General features: G+C 56.9%; 14 protein-coding genes and 1 pseudogene. 5 read left to right on the top strand and 10 right to left on the bottom strand.

The window, feature by feature from the left end; translation table 11 throughout:
• The first annotated feature begins 1 nt into the window (after position 1).
• A complete protein-coding gene (locus V0R60_RS04180) occupies positions 2-781 on the top strand; it encodes a hypothetical protein (RefSeq protein WP_330078799.1) in 780 nt (259 codons plus the stop codon).
• 47 nt (positions 782-828) lie between these two features.
• Here the strand turns inward: V0R60_RS04180 and V0R60_RS04175 are convergent, their stop codons facing one another.
• The 3 genes from V0R60_RS04175 to V0R60_RS04165 form a co-directional block, all read right to left on the bottom strand.
• Positions 829-1,509 (bottom strand): nitroreductase, encoded by a 681-nt coding sequence (locus V0R60_RS04175; RefSeq protein WP_330078800.1) that lies wholly within the window; start codon positions 1,507-1,509, stop codon positions 829-831.
• Between the two features lie 96 nt (positions 1,510-1,605).
• A complete protein-coding gene (locus tag V0R60_RS04170; protein ID WP_330078801.1) occupies positions 1,606-2,520 on the bottom strand; it encodes a LysR family transcriptional regulator in 915 nt (304 codons plus the stop codon).
• Positions 2,521-3,017: 497 nt separating this feature from the next.
• A complete protein-coding gene (locus V0R60_RS04165; protein ID WP_330078802.1) occupies positions 3,018-3,401 on the bottom strand; it encodes an LLM class flavin-dependent oxidoreductase in 384 nt (127 codons plus the stop codon).
• Here V0R60_RS04165 and V0R60_RS04160 point away from each other — a divergent pair.
• Positions 3,388-4,185 (top strand): LysR family transcriptional regulator, encoded by a 798-nt coding sequence (locus V0R60_RS04160; protein ID WP_330078803.1) that lies wholly within the window; start codon positions 3,388-3,390, stop codon positions 4,183-4,185. The two genes, V0R60_RS04165 and V0R60_RS04160, sit on opposite strands and share 14 nt — an antisense overlap.
• Before the next feature lie 84 nt (positions 4,186-4,269).
• On the top strand, positions 4,270-5,187 hold the full coding sequence (locus V0R60_RS04155; RefSeq protein ID WP_330078804.1) for a bifunctional helix-turn-helix transcriptional regulator/GNAT family N-acetyltransferase: 918 nt from the start codon (positions 4,270-4,272) through the stop codon (positions 5,185-5,187).
• A gap of 490 nt (positions 5,188-5,677) precedes the next feature.
• Here V0R60_RS04155 and V0R60_RS04150 read toward each other — a convergent pair whose 3' ends face one another.
• Both V0R60_RS04150 and V0R60_RS04145 read right to left on the bottom strand, forming a co-directional pair.
• Positions 5,678-7,441, bottom strand: coding sequence for a UvrD-helicase domain-containing protein (locus V0R60_RS04150; protein WP_330078805.1), 1,764 nt, complete (start codon positions 7,439-7,441; stop codon positions 5,678-5,680).
• Positions 7,438-9,342 (bottom strand): ATP-dependent nuclease, encoded by a 1,905-nt coding sequence (locus tag V0R60_RS04145; protein WP_330078806.1) that lies wholly within the window; start codon positions 9,340-9,342, stop codon positions 7,438-7,440. Before V0R60_RS04145 ends, V0R60_RS04150 begins: the two co-directional genes overlap by 4 nt.
• A 626-nt stretch (positions 9,343-9,968) precedes the next feature.
• Between V0R60_RS04145 and V0R60_RS26930 the strand changes: the two are divergent.
• Both V0R60_RS26930 and V0R60_RS26925 read left to right on the top strand, forming a co-directional pair.
• Positions 9,969-10,985: pseudogene (locus V0R60_RS26930) on the top strand (cache domain-containing protein); the annotation flags it as partial.
• Positions 10,986-11,078: 93 nt separating this feature from the next.
• Positions 11,079-11,843, top strand: coding sequence for a methyl-accepting chemotaxis protein (locus V0R60_RS26925; protein WP_408005540.1), 765 nt, complete (start codon positions 11,079-11,081; stop codon positions 11,841-11,843).
• Between the two features lie 64 nt (positions 11,844-11,907).
• Here V0R60_RS26925 and V0R60_RS04135 read toward each other — a convergent pair whose 3' ends face one another.
• From V0R60_RS04135 to V0R60_RS04115, 5 genes are read right to left on the bottom strand one after another with little or no spacing between them, the layout of a single operon-like run.
• Positions 11,908-13,857, bottom strand: coding sequence for a response regulator (locus V0R60_RS04135; protein ID WP_330078808.1), 1,950 nt, complete (start codon positions 13,855-13,857; stop codon positions 11,908-11,910).
• Entirely contained in the window at positions 13,847-14,722 is an 876-nt protein-coding gene (locus tag V0R60_RS04130) for a sensor histidine kinase (protein WP_136478836.1), read from the bottom strand. The genes V0R60_RS04135 and V0R60_RS04130 overlap by 11 nt, the downstream gene beginning before the upstream one ends.
• Positions 14,715-15,725 (bottom strand): ATP-binding protein, encoded by a 1,011-nt coding sequence (locus V0R60_RS04125; RefSeq protein ID WP_136479054.1) that lies wholly within the window; start codon positions 15,723-15,725, stop codon positions 14,715-14,717. The genes V0R60_RS04130 and V0R60_RS04125 overlap by 8 nt, the downstream gene beginning before the upstream one ends.
• On the bottom strand, positions 15,722-16,126 hold the full coding sequence (locus V0R60_RS04120) for an anti-sigma regulatory factor (RefSeq protein WP_136478835.1): 405 nt from the start codon (positions 16,124-16,126) through the stop codon (positions 15,722-15,724). Before V0R60_RS04120 ends, V0R60_RS04125 begins: the two co-directional genes overlap by 4 nt.
• Positions 16,123-16,485, bottom strand: coding sequence for an STAS domain-containing protein (locus tag V0R60_RS04115; protein WP_136478834.1), 363 nt, complete (start codon positions 16,483-16,485; stop codon positions 16,123-16,125). The genes V0R60_RS04120 and V0R60_RS04115 overlap by 4 nt, the downstream gene beginning before the upstream one ends.

The following is a 16,485-nucleotide window of genomic DNA, read 5'->3' as shown; positions in this document are numbered from 1 at the left end:
TATGAGCACCCAGGACAAAGGCGACTTTGCTCGACTGCCCATCAAGTGGATTCAAGGGGGTAGCGTTGCTGCGTTCGATAGCCGTGTGGATGGAGGAGCACGCTGCTTGCTGGAGCAGAACACGAGTCTTGGGGCATTGAGGCTTTACGTCAGCTTGTGCATGATCGCGAACTACTACACAGGACAGGTCACAACGACGTACCCGAAGCTGATCGCGCTGTCTGGCTTGTCGAGACCGATCGTCGCTCGATCTCTCAAGCGCCTGGTGGAAGTGGGCCTGCTCGAAAAATACGGCAAGCCGTTACGCGAAGGGACCGTGTTGCAAATGGCAGGGTGGGAGGAGAACTTCCACGGGAAGCTGCCTAAGTCGAGGCTCTACGATGGAAGCAGGACGCAGCTGCTCGTCCTGCATCAGTTCGAATTCAGCGCATTGAGCCTCTACGCGCTGAAGGTTTTTTTGGTGATCTGCGCGTTCAGAAATAAGGACAATTTCAATATCGCGACCATCAACTACTCGACTATCTCAAGGCTGGCAGGTGTACCCATGTACCAAATCCCTGGCTCCTTGAACCGCCTGTACCACCTGGAGTTGATTTCCTACAAGCAGGCCGACTATTACGAGCTTGGCAACACGGAGCAGGATCGGACCAACCGATACCTGGTTCGCGGTCTTGGCGATAAGTGGCCGGCCTTCAATCCGTTGAATCAGGCGGGTAAAGGAGGCAAGGCCAGCAAAGCAAAAGTCGCGGCCGCCAACGAATTTGTCGCTAACAAGCAATGAGATGAGGAGTCGCCCGGCGCCATTACCAAGCGAGCCCCGGTTGTATATTACTCGTGGAATGTCACGCTTTCCGACACAGGGATACGCCCTACAACCATGTCGTTGGCTGCAGCATCTCGATCCGCGTATCCGAACGAGATGCCGAAGAGCATCTTCATTTCTGGATCAATGCCCAGGAACTCGCGCACGGTGTCGGCGTACATGCCCAGAAGGGTCTGCGGGATGCCGGCCAAGCCGTTTGCAGTAAGCGAAAGCAGGAAGGTCTGACCGTACATACCGATGTCGCTGGCCACTCGCACGCTGTCCCCAAGTGCCGGCATGAACAGCAGTGCCACGTGAGGGGCGCCAAAGAAATCCAGATTCTGCCGCATAGCTCGGGCTCGACCCGCTTTGTCGTCTCGGGTGACCTGGATCGCGTCATATCGAGCCTTCGCGCTTGACTGGGCGCGCTCTGCGTACATGTCGGGGTACTCGGACATGTCGAAGTAGTAGTCAGGCGTGAAATTCCCGGCGTCATCGGCATCCATCAGCGCGGCCGCCAATTCATTCCGTTTCTGCCCCGAGACAATGTGGACTTGCCACGGTTGGGTGTTGCAGTTGGACGGCGCTTGTTGAGCTTCCTGCAGTACGGTCTGCAGCAGGTCGGCCGGCACTGGGGTGGACAGAAACTCCCGCATCGAGCGGCGGTGACGAACGACATGGCTAAAGCTTTGGTTCATCGCATTCATCGTGATGACTCCGGTGGAAAAATGGGTGCTTAGCCTATTTCTATACTGTTCTGTGATAAATGGACCGCGAGCGACATCTTTCAGTACTGATGGTTGTTAATCCGCGCGATGACCACCGAATGCCTCTACAGCTTCGTCGAGGAACCGCCGCAGTTTGATACTCCGCTGTCGATCAGCTGGATAGATGAGGTTCATGGCTTTGGACGGCGCCTCAAAGCCTGGCAACACCTGTATCAGGCGGCCATTGGCCAGGCTATCCGCGACCAGGTCTTCAGCGGCCAACAAGATTCCCATACCGTTCAGCGCAGCGTTCAGTTGGGCTGTGGCATCGTTCACCTTCAGCCGGCCATTAATTGGTACCCGGTATTCCTCGCCATTCTTGGTGAATGTCCAGGCGTCGTAGGCCACCCGATCCCAGAATACGTAGCTCAGGCACTGATGCTCGCGCAGATCAAACGGATGCTCAGGTACCCCGTTTGCTTCGAGATAGGCAGCCGAGGCACAGGCGACCATCTGGTACCGTCGTAAGGGGCGCACGACCAGGCTACTGCTCTCTCCAATACCGGGATCACCGATCCGAAAGACAGCTTCAAACCCTTCTTCGATGATGTGCACGACACGGTCTCCCAGGTTGAGGTCGACCTCTACTTTCGGGTACCGGGTCATGAAATCGCTCACGAAGCGCACCAAGCTCAAGGAGCCGAATTGGTGAGGGGCGCTAATGCGCAACTGGCCAGAAGGCTCATCGTGCAGCTCTGTGGCCAACGCGTCGGTGGCATCGATTGCGGCCAGCAGTACCGTGCAGCGCTCGTGATACAAACGACCAAATTCGGTGAGGCTCTGCCGGCGAGTGGTGCGATGAATCAGGCGAATGTTGAGGCGCTCTTCGAGCGCCTGGACATGCCTGGCGACCATCTGTGCCGACATCCCCAACTGAGCTGAGGCGGCTGCGAACGAGCCGCTGTTTGCGACCGCGACGAAGACTTCCATGGAACGAAGCCGATCTAGCATGCTTAGTTTCCTGCGGCGGATGGATGGTGCTGATTATCGCATGACCGCAGCGCTGCAGCGGGGGGCTGAGGTGGTCAGGAAAAATGCGGCAGGACGTGCTCGGCCAGTTCGTGAATCGTCTCTTCGGCAGGCCTGCGCGATACACGAAGGTTGAGCACCACATGGGCAACGCCCAGAGCCTCGTGCTGTTTCCAGAATTCGATCAGGGCTTTCCGGCCTGTGTGAATGCCACGACTGATACGTAGCGGCGCATCAGGATCAGGATCGAGCTCGAAGTACAGGCCATAGCCGTACGGGCGGTAGCGACCTTCGCCACAGGCCTCCTGCCAAGCTTCGATCAGGTCCGGCAGCCGCGCAAAATTGGGCTGATGCCATATCCAGCCGTCGGTGTTGCTGGCCAGCCACTGCAGATCCTGACCGCAGCGCCCGATCGCGAGGGTTGGCAGTGCAGGGGCTACGGGTTTTGGTACAAGGTCGAGCTCGCCGATCAGCGTGCCCTAGAACTCTGAGCGGTGCGCTGGGAAGCGCTGCTGAGTCACGGCCTTGATGACTCCAACTGCGTCCCTGAATCGCGCTGCGCGGTTCTCGAATTCCATGCCGAATGCTGGGTACTCGGTTGGCCTGTCACCCGTAGAGAGGCCCAGGATGAAGCGCCCCGCACTCAACTGGTCGATTGAGGTGGCCTGTTTAGCAACGGCCAGTGGATCACGTAGGGGCAGGACGATACCGGCCGTACCAATTGCGATTCGCTTGGTGGCAGCGGCGAGCCAGGAAGCGTACACCATGGGATCGTAGATCTGGCCGACGTCGCCAAACACAGGATCTCTAAACGGTACGTCGCGCAGCCACAAGGCAGGGAAACCCAGCTTGTCGGCCAGCATTGGCAAGGCCCTTGCCTCGTTGGAGCAGAAACTCGGCGTTCGTTTGATGCACCGCACCACGCGTTCGATCTCGCTCACCCCAGAAGGCGAAGAGTTTCTGACGTATGCACGCTCCATAATCGAGCTCGCCGACACAGCGCTTGGTGCAATTTCACATTCAGGGAGCGGTGTGGCCGGTACGCTGAAAGTCACCTGCCCACATGTTTTCGGACGTGTTGTGCTTATGCCGATTCTCAAGGCCCTGCTGAGATCAAATCCCGCACTGAACGTTGAGTTGCTTATGACCGACTCAGTGATGGACATCGTGGAAGAAGGTGTCGATCTGGCGATTCGTCTGGCCCACCCTAAGGACTCAGGCCTAGTGGCCAAGCAGCTGTCTGCTAACCCCCGAATACTCTGCGCGGCACCCGACTACATAAAAGAATTTGGCCGGCCAAACGTACTGGCAGATCTGCAGCAACATGACTGTTTGACTCTCACACAAGCCAAGCATTGGCCCTTCCATGTGGGCGATAGCGTGCAACGACTCAAGGTCGATGGGCGCTTGGTCTGCTGCAGCGCAGATGGTGTACGTACAGCCTGCCTGCAGGGGCTCGGCATTGCCTTAATGACCAAATGGGATTTTGCCGAAGAAATCGCTTCTGGCGAAATTACAGTGATCGAGTTGGAGGATGCAGTCCCCCAAAGCCTTCCCATCTGGGCGCTGTGGCCCTCATCCAAGTATCAGCCGCAGCGGGTACGCGCCCTAATCGAAGCTTTGCAGGAACGGCTCAGCCAGCAGTGACTACCTGCATCCGAGCATGGGAGGATTGACATAGTTGCCTGAGGCAATAATATATCTGCCAAAAGCAACTATATAGGCATTTTCATGACTACAACCCTCCAGGAGCGTGCTGACATCGTCCGCCGTTTCAACCGTTTCTACACACGGCAGATTGGCGCGCTGCAAGAGCACCTTCTTCAAGCCGAATTCTCCTTGACCGAGGCACGCATCCTCTTTGAATTAGGCGCTAGTGCTGGCCTGAAGAGTTCAGATCTCTGCCATTTGCTCGGCCTGGACGCCGGCTACCTCAGCCGAGTCATCGGTGGGTTCGAGAAAAAAGGGCTGATCAGCAAATCTCGGTCGGCAATCGACGCCCGAGCCTCTCAAATCCAGCTCACCGAGCCAGGTCGTCAGGTGCTGGCTTCGCTGGAACAAGCCGCTCGTGACGAAGTCGTGTTGATGTTGCAAGGCCTGTCTGAGCCGCAGCAAGAGCAATTGATCCATGCCATGAAGAAGATACAGACCCAACTGGGCGGCGGTGATCGTTCCTACATACTGCGTGATCCACAAGCAGGCGACATGGGCATCGTTGTTCAGCAACAAGCTCAACTCTATGCCCGCGAATACGGTTGGAATATGGAGTTCGAAGCGCTAGTGGCGGAGATCGTCGCCAACTACCTTCGTGGGTTCGACCCGTCCTGTGAGCGATGCTGGATCGCGGAAAAAGATGGCGCGGTCATCGGTTCGGTCTTTGTCGTCAAACATGACCAGACGACCGCCAAGCTGCGGATGCTCTACGTTGACGCGAGCGCCAGGGGCATGGGAATCGGCAATCGGTTACTGGAAGAGAGTATTCGGTTTGCGCGGCTCGCGGGCTACAAGAACATGATCCTCTGGACAACCAGCGTGCTTGTCGATGCCCGAAAGCTCTATCAGAAAGCAGGTTTCCAATTGCTCGAAGAAGAACAGGTACACAGCTTCGGAAAAGACCTCGTCAGCCAGACTTGGGCTCGCGAACTGTAAGTGTCGGGAGCACTGGTCGCGAGGGATCAAAGTCAGTGCTGAACGGCTGCAATGGGTCGATAGCGGCTTTTGTGGAGGTTGTTGTCTACGGAGCCGGTTTAGTCATTCTGAAACTCCAGTGTCATCTCTATGAGGCCGGCCACCGCCATGCATCAGATCTTGATTGACACGCGTGCCGCCTTGGATAACCTTGCAATTGAGGGCTGCAACTGCGCATTTGTCGGGCCTGGGCACCAGCTTGAGCCTCCCCGCAATTTTGGCAGCAGAGGAGGCTGGTTCCTCTGAAGTAGTGACGGCGGGCATTGCCGGTCGGATTCTGAACCCAAGGTCGCCAGACTGGGAGCTAAAGGATCGCTGCGACTACTCCTCATCCTTTCCGAAAAGGCACTCGTCGGTCGTGAAGGGTCGCCTGGTCTGAATCTTCGGACGTTTGTGGTTTTCAACTGACAGCTTGAGTGCGATGAGCCCGCGGGACCGTGAGAAAGGGGGTTCACTCGACCTTCAGGGCTTGTTTGGCGCGTCGACCCGCCTTATCGGCTGGCACCTCTGTGAAGCCAGCCTTGATGAGGTCCTCTCGTACTTCGCCTAAGCAACTGTCTGGAACGGCTAGCCAGAAAAGATTTTTCGCTCTCGTAAGAGCCACATAGCCGATGCGGCCGTCCTCCGTTTCTGTGCCGCCCAGCATTGCGCAAATGTTGGCCTTGGTCGCGACATAGAGCACGGCTCCTATGGACTCGCCTTTTACCTGGTGAACAGTTTCAACCCTCAAGCCATGTGGTTCCTGCTCACCGGCCTTGGCGCCAGTGAGCGGGATGTCTTTCAAGCGCTTTTTGGCCATCATGTGACCGAAGGTAGCAATCGTTTTCAGCGCGAACTGTTGGTCAATTTTTGCGAGTAGTGCGCGCAGATTGCCCAGGAGCTTCGGATGCCACTCTGCGCTGGCTTGCAGCGACGAGGAGGGAAGCCCCGTCTCGGCATCTCGGACAAATGCCCACAATAATCGCCTGAGCCTCAGCAGCCGCTCTTCGTGAGGCGAACCCTGTAGCGCAGAGCTGAGGCCATGCGGAGCATCGTTGAAAAGGCTAACCACCGCGCTGCACACCAGGCGGAAAGCATCTCTTAACCGACCCTGTTGGTCACGGGCAAGTGAAGCCTCCGCGAACAGCTTCACCGTACCTTGTCCTGGAGCCGCTGGCTTCCCTGAAAGCTTTGCGGCTCGATCAGTTCCTCTGCTTAAAACGACTGAGTCTGAAGCCTCAATGCCCAACTCACTGAAGCGAGCCTTGAACGCCGTGATGAGTTGGGGAATTCGGGTGCCCTTGTACCCAATAAAAAAAGCTCCGCCTTGGTCAGCTTCCCTGTCTGGCTCATCGTTGCGGCCGCAAAGCCGGTTGGCAATATCTATGATGGGGGGGAGGGAACGGTAGTTGCGGGTAAGCTTGTAATCTTGCACTCCCGGGCGGTCGGCGTAGGTTTTCAAAAACATACCATCGGCGCCGGCGAAAGCGAAGATGCCTTGGTTAACGTCACCGATCAATGAAACCTGGGCGCCCGCATTGATCAGCTGCTCAAGGATTGCCTGATGCATAGACCCCAGATCCTGCGATTCATCTACCAGAATCTGGGGGTAGCGAGTGACGAGCGCTCGCAGAATTGCAGGTTGTTGAATCAATGTACGAAAGACCCAATAGCGCCCCAACTCATGGGTATACGCGCCAGTACGCCCTAGCTTCTCTACGAGCGCTCTGGCCTTCCCGCGGTCAAGCTTTTCGACGCCAGCATGAGTTTCGATGAAAAAAACGGCTTTTCCAGCCTCTACGCCAACTTGCAGATCTTTTAGCGGGATAGGGCGCTCCTTCTCCTGCTCATTCCTCCAGTACTGGAAATTGTTTAAGAAAGGTTCTGATCCCGACACGAGATAGGCGGCTTGCGAGGCGCCCATGGAGCGGAAGGCATGGGGGCGTAGAACATGCTGGGTGAAGAATCCATCCAATGTGTCCACTTCTACGCGCTTACGATTAGCGTCTTCTGGTAGACCTGAAGCGAGCTGCGCGTAACCTTTGTTGAAGGTGTTCACAGCGACATTGGAAAACGACAGCAGCAAGACCCGCCCGCGGTGATCTGCCAGCTTTTCCCGAATCGCGATGAGTCTGCGGATTGCCGTGGCAGTTTTTCCGCTACCGGCGCAAGCGGTAACGGCCATGGCCTGTAATGGCGCGTGGATCACAGCCTTTTGCTCATCTGACAATTTCATAGCTTGCCCGCTCCTTGGCAAACGTGCTTGATCGCCTGCTCAAGGTACGCAGGAACTTTGCACCCAGGCGTCAGGGCGATCTGCTCGGCGAGCGCTTGACCGAAACGGCCTTTCTGAACGTTGCTACGGCTGTCCTTGCGCTCAAACATGCCGCAGAACAGCGCCTTTGCTTTCGCAGTGTTGTCTGGTGCAGCGTCTACGATTTTACGCAGCGCCTTGGAGATATTCGGATGAAACTCAGCCAATGCCTTCAGCATTGCGTCTCGATTTTCCTCATGCAGAGCAAGGTCATACTCAAGGGTCTTAACGCCGTGGTGCACTCTTACATACTGGTCTTCTGACGCCTTCATCTTCAAAGTGTTGCTCGACACCTGAATGGCTTCGCCTAGCCCAGGATAGACAGCCTTGCGCTTGACCTTTTTCTTCTTCCCCTGGCCATCACCGGCCTCCAAGTCGGCAGGCTCTTCGATTTCTTCTTCGTTCTGTGCGTCGGCCTCTTCAAGATACGCCGCCTCAGCGAGGAGCTCCTCCGCGACCTCCGCGTCAGTCAGTTCTGCTCCCGCTAATTCAGGTATCTCTTCCTCTTCAAACGGGTCGGCATCTGTGACCACAGACACAGGTATACGCAGTCCTTTCTCACCGAACAACGGGAGGAACGAGTCGAAGTTAAGTCCCTCGACGCTGATGAGGCTGATGCCGTAATCCTTCAAATCGAAACCCAGCCGTTTCGCGAGAGCGTCCACCAGCATGAGCTCGGCGGCGCCTTCGACGAAAATGACGCGACGGGCGAAAAACAGCTCTGCCCGGGTCACGTCCAAGTAGCGTTCGAGCTTCTCTCGCTTACCCTTTCCGAACTGGACATCGCGAGAGAAGAAAGTCTCTACACCTGCATCGTTCTCGACCAAGCACACCAGGGACTGGAGCTTTGAGTTGCTGGCGAAGTTTGGTGAGTGGCTGGTGACGAACAATTGCACAGGCTTTTCACCTTCATTCGTAGGAATGCCTGCCAGGTAGCTCAACAGCACGCGCTGCAGTTGGGGGTGTAGATGCGCTTCCGGCTCCTCGACAATCAAGCTTCGGTAAGCAGCCTCTGGGTTTCTGGCCAGTTCGCTCAGCACCACGGCCATGAAAATAAGATTGTTGAACCCAAGGCCGTTCTGCTCAATCTCCATGGACTGCGCGGTCATGGAAAGTCGAGCTGAAAGACGCTGGAAATCTGTTGCACTGAGTCCCACTGCAAGCACCTGCGCCAACTGCTCACCCATCATGGCGCCGTGGCGCGCAGAGATCGCGGCATGGGTATTTTTGATCGACTCATTCTGCTGCAACTGGTCATCCAGGTCTTTCAGCGCGGCGTTGATTGCCTCTCGGCCTTGGTCATCAGTCAGTAAGTGGAGCAAGCGAGCCAGCTGGCTGTTGCGGCTGGGGCGAAGACCCTGTGCGGCATCCCTCAGAGGCTGAAGATAGACCCCACGCAGGTTTTCCATCATGTCCGAAGTAAGAGCAATGTCCTGGTGATCTCCGCACCATCGTTTAACCCTGAAGCGACCAGATTGATCGGCATCGGTGTAGCGGACGTGGATGTGCGCTTCCATAGCGTTGTCAGCTGAGGGTTTCAGGGCCGCGATAAAGTCAGCCTCGTCATCAAGGCTCAGTTCTCTGAAAACAAAATGAAAGCTGATGTCGCCACCTGGTTCGCCTTCAAGAGGCCGGTGGCGATCGGCGATATCAAGACGTGGGTACGGCTCTTCGTGCCCGGCCAGAAGCGTCCGCAGCGCGTCGACAACGGCGCTTTTTCCCACGTTATTGGGCCCGACCAGAACGTTCAGCCCGGGCTGAAATTTCAGTGTTGTGTCACGCAGCTTGCGGAAGTTTTTTATGGTGAGTTCAGCGAGGTACATGAAAATCTCCATCCTTGATTTGTGGATGGAATCTCATTCGGAGTGCGGTGTGCAATAGGGAGCTGGTCAAGCACTCGCCGCAAAAACTCGGAGCGTTTGAGGGCCTCAAGCTTTAGATAGAAAGCAGACTGCCGAAGAGTCGAGAAAAGGCATAAAAATCAGTAATTTACGGTCATTTACAGGCTTTTTTGTCTGGATGCTTGGCTCGATACCTAGAAGTCGCGGGCTGTGACAGGTTGGCGAGAATGTCAGAACGGTCCACAGCCTGCGTTCCGTAAGACACTGAAAATACGGTCTTTATTGAGGAAAACTAAATATTCATCTGCAATAAATAACGACTGCGGTAGCTCCCCCCAGGGGAAGCTCCCGCAGTCGTGTTCGCCTCGACGCTGGCATCTGCCAAGGCCTCATGTTTTGCCTGTGGGCCGGCTATCTTTGTCTGCATGGCGTTGATCTGAGTAACGCAGCGTAAGCTTGGTTGAGTAGTGCCGCAGGTACGCTATTCAATCCACTCGTCTTCGGTCTTGATCTTGGATGGCAAATAGCCATCATTGTGTGCTCAAGATGTTCCCCCCCACGGCCGATACCGTGCAAACGCCCCGCAAAGACGAGTGAATTCACGCCCCATGAACAGAAGTCTTCGTTTCAGTCACAAAATTTTGATTGCCGCGTCATTGATCGTAATGGTCGCTTTCGCCCTTTTCACGTTGTACAACGACTACCTGCAGCGCAATGCCACCCGCACCAGCTTGGAAAACTACCTGGCTGAAATGGGCGAATCGACCTCCACCAACATCCGTAACCTGCTGGAAGGGCGGATCAGTCTGGTGGAAAACCTGGCGCAGAACATTGCCCAAGACCCCGCAGATGCTGAAACCTTGATGGGGCAGAAAGCCCTGATTTCGAGCTTCCTCACCGTGTACCTGGGGAAGGTCGACGGTGGCTTTAGCGTTCGGCCGGATTCGACGATGCCTGATGGTTACGATCCGCGTACGCGGCCTTGGTACCAGGATGGGATGGCTGCCAGTGGTGCCGTGCTCACTGAACCTTACATTGACCTGACCACCAACAAGATGGTCATTGGTATCTTGAGCAAAGTGTCCAGTAGCGTTGGTGTGGTTGGTGGCGACCTGTCGTTGGACGGCCTGGTGCAAATCATCAACTCGCTGAAATTTGGCGGCATGGGCTATGCCTTCCTGGTTAACGACCAAGGCAAGATTCTGGTCCACCCGGATCAATCACTGGTGATGAAGTCGTTAGCGGATCTGTACCCAGGACGCACACCTGAATTGTCCACCGAGCTGACAGAGGTTCAGGTAGACGGCCAGGACCGTCTGCTGACCTTTACGCCGATCAAAGGCCTGCCGTCGGCCAACTGGTACATTGGCTTGTCTATCGATAAGGACAAGGCCTACGCAATGCTCAGCGAGTTTCGCACGTCGGCTATCATTGCCACGGTGATTGCGCTGGCCATCATTATCGGTCTGCTGGGCTTGCTGATTCGAGTGTTGCTGCAACCGCTGCTGACCATGACCCGTGCCATGGAAGACATCGCCGAAGGTGAAGGGGATCTGACCAAGCGCCTGGCCATTCACAGCCAGGACGAGTTCGGTGACCTGGGTAAGGCGTTCAACCGTTTTGTCGAACGTATTCACACCTCGATCCGTGAAGTCTCCTCAGCTACCGAACAAGTCAATGAAGTAGCGCTGCGCGTGGTCAGTGCCTCGAACTCTTCGATGGTCAATTCTGACGAGCAATCCAATCGCACCAACAGCGTGGCGGCCGCGATCAATGAGCTTGGCGCCGCGGCGCAGGAAATTGCCCACAACGCCGCCCAGGCTTCGCAGCAAGCGAGTTCGGCACGTCACCTGGCAGAAGAAGGTCAGCAGGTGGTCGATCGCAGCATCGCCGCCATGAACCGTCTCTCGGACCTGATCTGCACCTCGAGCTCGCATATCGAGACGCTCAACAACAAGACGGTGAACATCGGCCAGATTCTTGAAGTGATCACCAGCATCTCCCAGCAAACCAACCTGTTGGCGCTCAACGCCGCGATCGAAGCTGCTCGGGCGGGTGAGGCCGGTCGCGGCTTTGCTGTGGTAGCAGACGAAGTGCGCAACCTCGCGCATCGCACCCAGGAGTCTGCACAACAGGTGCAGAACATGATCGAGGAGCTGCAAGTCGGCGCCCGCGAGTCGGTTGACACCATGGGCCAGAGCCAGCGCCACAGCCAGGACAGCGTCGAAATCGCCAATCAGGCGGGCGAGCGACTTGGCAGCGTGACTGTGCGCATCGGCGAGATCGATGGCATGAACCAGTCGGTGGCAACCGCCACCGAAGAACAAACCGCCGTGGTTGAGTCGATCAACATGGACATCAACGAAATCAACATGCTGAACCAGGAAGGCGTGGAGAACCTGCAGTCGACCCTGCGCGCGTGCGCTGACCTTGAGCAACAGGCCACTCGCTTGAAACATCTGGTTGGCAGTTTCCGTATCTAAACGCTTCTGCGCTAAATGCCCACGCCTTTTACTTGCATTAACAGGCGTGGGTCATGCGGTTCTTTCAGTTGCAACTGCTGGCAAGCATGAGCCTGACTTTCCCCAGCAGTTCTGTTACCTGAAACGGTTTGACCAGCATGTCCATATGGCGACCCAGGAACGTCTGCCGATTGAGTGCCGGTTCGGCGTAACCGGTCATGAACAAGATCGGCAAATCCTGGTTCCAGCCCCTGGCAATGTCCGCAAGCTCTCGTCCGCTCATGCGCGGAAGTCCAACGTCGGTCAGCAAGAGATTGATCGAGGGGTCATTCTGCAGTCGTTCCAGTGCGGACTCGATGTCGCTTGCCTGGGTGCAGCGGTAGCCCGCATCCTCCAACGCTTCGGCGACAAACATGCGCACTGAGGCCATGTCTTCAACGACAAGAATGTGCTCGCCTGCACCTTGGTGGTCGAATTCCACGGGTGCGCTTCTGGGGTCCGATGAGTCGCTGGTCGCGGGCAGTAGAATCGTTACTTCGGTGCCGCGCCTGGCCACACTGCGGATCTGCGCGTTTCCTCCAGATTGACGGGCGAAGCCATAGATCGTCGAAAGTCCGAGCCCAGTGCCATGGCCAAGCGGCTTGGTGGTGAAGAATGGATCGAACACCTTGTCGATCACCGAGTGCTCGATACCGGTACCGTCATCACGAACCGAAACGGCGATATAGGAACCGTCCGCCAGGTCTGGATCACCGTGGGAATAGGCGGCGTAGGTGCTGACCCATATATTGCCACCTCCCGGCAAAGCGTCGCGGGCATTGATCACCAGATTGAGCATGGCGCTTTCCAGCTGGATGGGGTCAACCAGCGCGATGGCGGCTTTGGTGCTCAACTCCAGCTTGAGGGCAATGCGTTCACCGATGGTGCGGGTCAGCAGATCCTCAAGCGAGCGGATGTGCTCGTTGATATCCACAGGGCGAGTGTCGAGCGGCTGCTGGCGCGAGAACGCCAGCAGGCGGTGGGTGAGAGAGGCTGCGCTCATGGCCGAGTTCAGCGCTGCCTCGATGTAGAACTGGACCTTGTCGGTACTGGCAGCGGCGATTCGCTTCTGAAGCAACTCCAGGCTCGTGATGATCCCGGTGAGTAGGTTGTTGAAGTCGTGGGCGATGCCCCCGGTCAATTTGCCCAGCGCATCCATTTTTTGCACTTGTAGCAGTTGGGCCTCGGTACGTGCTCGTTCGGCCACTTCCTTGGCGAGTTGCGTGGTCGCATCGTCAAGTCGTGCCAAGTGGGAGCGTTCGCGGTGACGATGCTCGGTGACATCCTCGACAAAAACCAGGCTCAGCGCTGGGGTACGGTAAGGTGAAATCTGCCACTCGGTTTCTCGCATTTCACCCTGTACTTGCATGCTAAGGGTACCCTTCCAGCGTTCTCCCTCGGCCACGCGCAAGCGCAGCTCTTCAATGATCGCCACCTGATCTTCGGCAAAGCACTCACACAGCGTAGTGGGTTCGCGATTATCCTGAATCAACTGGGCGAAGGCATGGTTGCATTCATGCACCTTCAGCTCGGCGTCCAGTACCGCTATGGGCGCCGACACGTTGAAGAAAATTTCGCGAAAGCGCGCCTCGCTTTCACGCAGGGCGTTTTCTGTATCCCGCACACGCAGAAGCGTACGCAGAGTTGCCAGGAGAACATCGGGGTCTACCGGATGCACCAGGTAAGCATCCGCGCCAGCGTTCAGGCCGGTGATGATGTCACCTGTCTGGATCGAGGCTGCAGACACGTGAATGATTGGGAGCAGGGCGGTAGCAGGATCGGAACGTAACCTACGAACGATGTCGAATCCACTCATATCCGGCAGATTGACATCGAGAATCAGCGCGTCAATCTTCTCGCTGGCGATGAGTGCCAGTCCCTCGTTGCCAGTACCGGCTTCGAGCACTTTATAGTCGTGAGGCTCCAGACGTCGACGCAAGGCGTAGCGGGTAGCGATGTTGTCATCGACGATCAATAAGTGGATTTCACGCTTCATCGGCAGGCTCCAGCGCGATGGCTAGCGGGATGATCACGAAAAAGGTCGATCCGTTACCCGGTGTGCTCTGCACCCCGACTTCGCCACCCAATAACCCGGCGAAGCGTTTGCACAAGGATAATCCTAGCCCAGTGCCGCGAAAGCGCTTCTGCAGCGGTGAATCGACTTGGGAAAAGTCTTCGAACAAGGCGCCGTGAAGCTCTGGTGCGATGCCGATGCCTGAGTCGGTCACGGCAAATCGCACGCGTTCGTTGTCCAACAGTTGCGCTGAAACGCGGACTTCCCCTTGTGTGGTGAATTTCAGTGCATTGGAGATGAAGTTGCGGAGGATCTGCGCAAGTTTCTTGTCATCGGTAAACAAGCGCGGCAGCCCCACCGGCTCCTCGAAAATCAGGTCGACCGCGGAGGTATCGACTATCGGACGGAACATGCCACGCAGCGCGGTAAACAAATCGAGCATGTCGAACCAGGCCGGAAAAATAGTGATGCGTCCAGCTTCTATTTTTGCCAGATCAAGCAAGTCGTCGACCATATCGCTCAGTTCGCGGGCGGAAGTACTGATAAACCCCATCTGCTTGTGTTGCTCGGGACTCAAGGGCCCGTCCAGTTCGTCGGTAAGCAGGCTGGCGATACTCAGTATCGAACCCAGGGGGGTGCGAAACTCATGGCTCATGTACGACAAGAAGCGGCTTTTCAGATCTGATGCCTGACGCAACTGTTCGGCTTGAGTGTCGAGTTCGGCATAAAGCGCCAGTACACCCTGGTTGGTTTCATCCAGCTCCAAACGCAGGGCATCGGCTTCTTGCTGCAGTTGCGCGATTCGTGCCGCTTGGTCGTCGAGTGGTTTTTCAGGTAACTCAGGCATGGGCTGCCTCCAGAGCGATGACCAGCACTGTGACGTCATCTCGCCCGCGACAGAAGTCACGGTGGAGGATGGCGGCAATCACGGCGGGATGTCGGTATATCAGGCCTGGGTAATCCTGCAGTTTCCAGCGCGACTGCAGGCCATCGCTGTGCATGATCAGCAGTTGCCCGTTCACCTCGGCGTACTCGAACGGTTGTGCCCGTCGATACTGGCCGCCAACGATCCCAGGGTGTGAGGCCAGTCCACGGGACTTGTCCACAGTGACCAGGCTGGCGCCGATATTGCCGATTCCGACAAACGTCAGCGCCCCATTGTCAGGGGCGAACTGCGCGATGGCTACCGCGCCTCCACGCGTTGCGGTCATGGCGCGATGGATATGTTCCAGCGCCTGCGCGGGAGGGATGAAAGGCGCTTGGGCAAAGGAATGCTCTCCGGCCCGGGCTGCGCGTTCAGCGTCCACACCATGACCCAGGCCGTCGATGACCAGAGCGCTGATGTGCGCCCCGTCGAACGCCAAGTGCCAAACGTCACCGCATGCAGGGTCATTGTGCAGCGAGTGCTGGCTGATACCGAAGCGTTGATCCGCTGCTTTGTCTTGACGCGAGTAAAGTCGCGCCAACAGCACCGCACCCCGTGAGTCGGCGTAGCTGTCGAACACTTCGGTCTGACGTGAGATAGCACCGAGTCCGATACCTTGGGTGCCTCCGGTGGAGTAGCCATCGGTAAGGCAAGCCTGCAGATCAAAACCTTGCGCGCGGTCTATCGCGAGCATTTCGATGCCAGCGCCATTCGTACGCGGCAACATTCGCAGATGTAGTTCACCTCGGGTGGCATGCTTGAGAATGTTACTGGCGAGTTCGGTTGCCACCAGCGCCGCGCGTCCGCTATCGGTATCGTCAAAGCCGCATTGATGAGCCAGTTGCTGTACGGTGCGCCGGGCGTGCCCCACCTGACTGCTGTCTTCGACCATGAGTACCTGGGTCGTGGTTCCGGCGATGTTCATGTCCATCGCGTGATCGTCACGCGAGTGCCCTGACCGGGTGCGGTTTCAAGTTCAAACTCATCCACCAGACGTTTTGCGCCTGTCAGACCCAGACCGAGGCCGGCTCCCGACGTCCAGCCGTCGGTCATCGCCAGTGCGACATTAGCGATACCTGGCCCTTGATCACGAAAGCTCAGGCGCAGGCCTACACGGCTGCCATCTTCGAGGATCTGCCACTCCATATCTCCGCCACCGCCATACACCACGGTGTTACGCGCCAATTCGCTCACGGCAGTGACCAGCTTGGTCAGGTCGATCAGGCGCATGCCACATTCGGTGGCCAGCTTGCGCGCGGTCTGACGCGCCAGCACTACGTCCTGTTCGAGATGGATGGGTTGAGTACCACTATCGCGCGGGGTCATTGTTGATATACCCGGCCCTGAAGCAGCTGCATTCCGCGTTCGACGTTCAATGCAGTACTGACGCCAGGCAAGGTCAGGCCAAGTTCGACCAGCGTGATGGCAACCGCTGGTTGCATACCGACCAGTACGGTTTCGGCATCCATGATTTTCGAGAGACCGGAAATGGTGCCGATCATTCGCCCGATAAAGGAGTCGACCATGCCCAGCGCCGAAATATCGATCAATACGCCGTGAGCCGAGGTCTTGCTGATACGTTCAGACAAGTCGTCCTGCAAGGTGAGGGCAAGTTGGTCATGCATGTCGACCTGGATGGTCACCAACAGAAAATCGCCCATCTGGAGAATCGGTATGCGCTCCAT

It is taken from the genome of Pseudomonas auratipiscis (assembly GCF_036324085.1).
In the GTDB taxonomy this organism is placed as follows: domain Bacteria; phylum Pseudomonadota; class Gammaproteobacteria; order Pseudomonadales; family Pseudomonadaceae; genus Aquipseudomonas; species Aquipseudomonas auratipiscis.
Note: the sequence above shows the minus strand (reverse complement) of the source record. Positions and strands in the feature narration are given on the sequence as shown.